At 76.9% G+C, this 2,970-nt stretch carries 4 protein-coding genes; 2 read left to right on the forward strand and 2 right to left on the reverse strand.

Annotated features, from left to right (window positions below; all coding sequences use genetic code 11):
• Positions 1–147 precede the first annotated feature (147 nt).
• Complete coding sequence (locus ACWEO5_RS38245) at positions 148–645, forward strand: MarR family winged helix-turn-helix transcriptional regulator (RefSeq protein ID WP_452166671.1); 498 nt, start codon at positions 148–150, stop codon at positions 643–645.
• Positions 646–701: 56 nt separating this feature from the next.
• Positions 702–1,490: an alpha/beta fold hydrolase gene (locus ACWEO5_RS38250; RefSeq protein ID WP_452166672.1), complete on the forward strand. Its 789-nt coding sequence runs from the start codon at positions 702–704 to the stop codon at positions 1,488–1,490.
• On the opposite strand, the gene ACWEO5_RS38255 is transcribed toward ACWEO5_RS38250, so the two are convergent.
• The gene (locus ACWEO5_RS38255; protein WP_452166673.1) at positions 1,438–1,869 is read right to left on the reverse strand and encodes a hypothetical protein; all 432 of its coding nucleotides are present in this window, start codon (positions 1,867–1,869) and stop codon (positions 1,438–1,440) included. The genes ACWEO5_RS38250 and ACWEO5_RS38255 overlap by 53 nt on opposite strands.
• Before the next feature lie 92 nt (positions 1,870–1,961).
• Complete coding sequence (locus ACWEO5_RS38260) at positions 1,962–2,822, reverse strand: nucleotidyltransferase domain-containing protein (protein ID WP_452166674.1); 861 nt, start codon at positions 2,820–2,822, stop codon at positions 1,962–1,964.
• Positions 2,823–2,970: the final 148 nt, after the last annotated feature.

The following is a 2,970-nucleotide window of genomic DNA, read 5'->3' on the forward strand; positions in this document are numbered from 1 at the left end:
CCCCGGTCATTTCGTATCCCCACAACCCTAGTATTTATATTTTTAAAAAAAAAAACAATACCACGACCGGGGAGGGCAACTGGCAAGCTCAGAGCCCGAGTTACCGACCCGTCAGTTGGGTTCGGACCGGGCCGGTAGGCTGGGCGGGTGACCGCGACCCCCACCCCACCGACCGCCGCCACCCCCGAACTGGCCCGGCTGGAACTGGCGTTGTCCGCACTGGTCCGGTGGAGCGAGAGCAAGCACATCCGCACCGAGGTGGCCCGCCGCTCCGGCTGCGACATGCCGTCCAGCGCGCTGCGGCTGCTGGAGCACTTCGAGGCGGCGGGTCCGATGCGGGTCTCCGACATCGCCGAGTGCCTGCGCATCGACATCTCGACGGCCTCCCTGCAGCTGCGCCGACTGCGCGCCGACGCGCTGGTCAGCCGCCGCACCGACCCGGCCGACGGCCGCTCCGGCCTCATCGCGATCACCCCGGAGGGCAGCCGGGCGCTGGCCCGGGTCCGGGCCGCCCGCTGCGACCTGCTCGCCGAGACCTTCGGCGCCACCCCGCCGGACCAACTCGGCCGCGCGGCAGATGTGTTGGGCTTGGTACAGGAGCACATGCTCGCGGCCGCGGCGCAGTACGCCACCGCCCCGGAGTAGCCACCCCGAGCACCCCCCGCCCCCGCCCCCGCCCCCGCCCGATCGGAGCACGCCACATGACGACGCGTCAGATCGCCACCGGACTGACGGTGTTCGGCCCGGACACCGCTCCCCCGCTGGTCCTGGTGCACGGCATCCGGCTGTCCGCGACCATGTGGCGCCCGCACGCCCGCCGCCTCGCCCCGGACTTCCGGGTCAGCACGCCGGACCTGCCCTGCCACGGCGCCCTCACCGCGCAGCAGTTCACCCTGGACGCGGCCGTCGACACCGTCCGCCGGGCCGTCCGGGAGGCCCGCGCGGCGACCGGACGGCGCCCGCTGCTGGTCGGCCTGTCCCTGGGCGGGTACGTCTCGCTGGCGCACACCGCCCGCCACCCCGAGGACGTCGCCGCGGTCCTGCTGCACGGCTGCACCGCCCGCACCACCGGCCCGCTACCGGCCGTGTACGCCGCCGCCGGGCGGCTGGGCGAGCGGCTGGGGCCGGAGCGCGCGGCCCGGCTGCAGGCCCGGGCGATGCGCCGGATGCTCCCGCCGGAGTCCGCCGAGGCGGTCCTGGCGGGGGGCTTCCACCTGCCCGCCCTCACCCGGGGCGTGGCCGAACTGCGCCGGCACGACTTCCTCGCCATGGCGGCCCGGCTGACCACCCCGACCCTCTACCTGAACGGCCGCGCCGACCTGCCGTTCCGGGGCGACGAGCGGCGCTTCCTGGCCGCCACCCGGGCCGCGGGCACGCCCGCCCGGCTCTTCCACACCTCCGGCGGCCACCTGCTCAGCCTCGCCGACCCGGACCGCTTCACCACCCTGCTGCGCCGGGCCCACCGCCAACTCCTGCCGCAGGACCGCTGATCCGGCACGGCACGGCGCGCCGCCCCGGCCCGGCGGGCACGCCCGGGTCGGGGAGGTCCGCCGCCGGGTCGCGCACCGTGCCCAGCAGCCGGGCCACGGCCCGCGCGGGCGCGTGCTCCGCCGCGATCACCGCCCCCGGTCGCAACCGCGCGATTCGGTCACCGACGAACAGCAGCCGACTGCCGGGTGTGGCCCCGCAGTCGGCGAGCATCCGGCCCAGGTCCCGGACGGCGCCCCGCTGCCCGGGCGGTTCGGCCAGCGCCTGCGGCCGGGGCAGTTCGGCGAGCGCCGCGCCCGCGTCCTGCTCGTTCAGCGCGGTGTCCCGGTACGGGTCGATCCGCCCCCACCGGCCTTCCCCGGGCCCCGGTCGGGCCGGCACCGGGGCCGGCGCGTCGCCGTGCCCGTACGAGCCGCGCAGCGGCCGGGACCGGCGGTTCGGGCGCTCCGGGTACAGCTCGGTCTCGATGCCCGTCAGTGGCCCGCCGCCCCGGCCAGCACCTCGGCGGCCAGAGCGTCCGCCGCGTCCAGTGCGGCGGTCAGGCTCGCCGGGTCGGTGCCGGCGAACCGGAACAGCTGCTGGGCGCGGCGCTCGAACTCCGGTGGCGCGCAGGGCAGTCGGCCGGCCGAGGCGACCGCGCCCTTCTCGTTGACGACCCACTGCCCGGCCCGGGCGTGCAGCGCGTGCACCAGCAGGCCGACGGCCCGGAACAGGCACCCGGCGACGTAGGCGGCGTCCCCGCGCTTGGCCCCCTTGCGGGCGTTGACCAGCGCGAACGGCGCCTCCCAGGCGGCGTCCGCCTCCAGCCGCCGGGTCAACTCGGCCGGGAAGCACTCGACTTCGCCCCGCAGCGCGGTCAACTCCCCGGTGGGGTCGGCCAGTACCCGGGCGAGTGCGAGTTCGCCGAGGTAGGAGTAGGAGGGCACGCCGTACGGGTGGCCGGGCTGCTGGCCGCTCTCGTACCGGCCGAGGCGGGCCTCGGCGGCGTAGTGGCGCACCCGCCGGACGTCCCGGTACAGCCAGTCGACCCGGGCGGGGCCGATGTCCAGCCAGGCGCCGCCGTCCACCCAGGGGCCCCAGTCGCCGGGCTCGGCGACCTCGACCGGGGCGCCGCACAGCTCGGCGGCCAGTTCGCGCAGGGCCCCGGTGTCGAGTTCGCCGGGGCGGTAGTACAGGCCGAGGTCGTAGTCGGACTCGGGGGTGTGCGCGCCGCGGGCCCGGCTGCCGCCCAGGCAGACGCCGACGATCCCGCCGATCCGCGCCAACCTCCCGGCGATCCGCCGGAGTCCGTCCGCGTCCAATTCCGCCGCCGCACCGCTGCCGTGTCCAGTCATCGCCCGCCACGATGCCGCACCGCACGGCCCCCCGCCAACGCTTTTCCCCGACCGGGAAGCCCCCGCCCGGGAAGTCTCCGCCCGGGGAAGCCCCCGCCCGGCCCGCGGCCCGGACGCGGCCCGGACGCGGAGGTGCGCGGTGGGGGCG

The organism is Kitasatospora sp. NPDC004272, from assembly GCF_053603035.1.

Bases quoted from the DNA above. Each gene is read 5' to 3' on its own strand.
- ACWEO5_RS38260 (WP_452166674.1), bottom strand. From the start codon at position 2,822: ATGACTGGACACGGCAGCGGTGCGGCGGCGGAATTGGACGCGGACGGA.
- ACWEO5_RS38250 (WP_452166672.1), top strand. From the start codon at position 702: ATGACGACGCGTCAGATCGCCACCGGACTGACGGTGTTCGGCCCGGAC.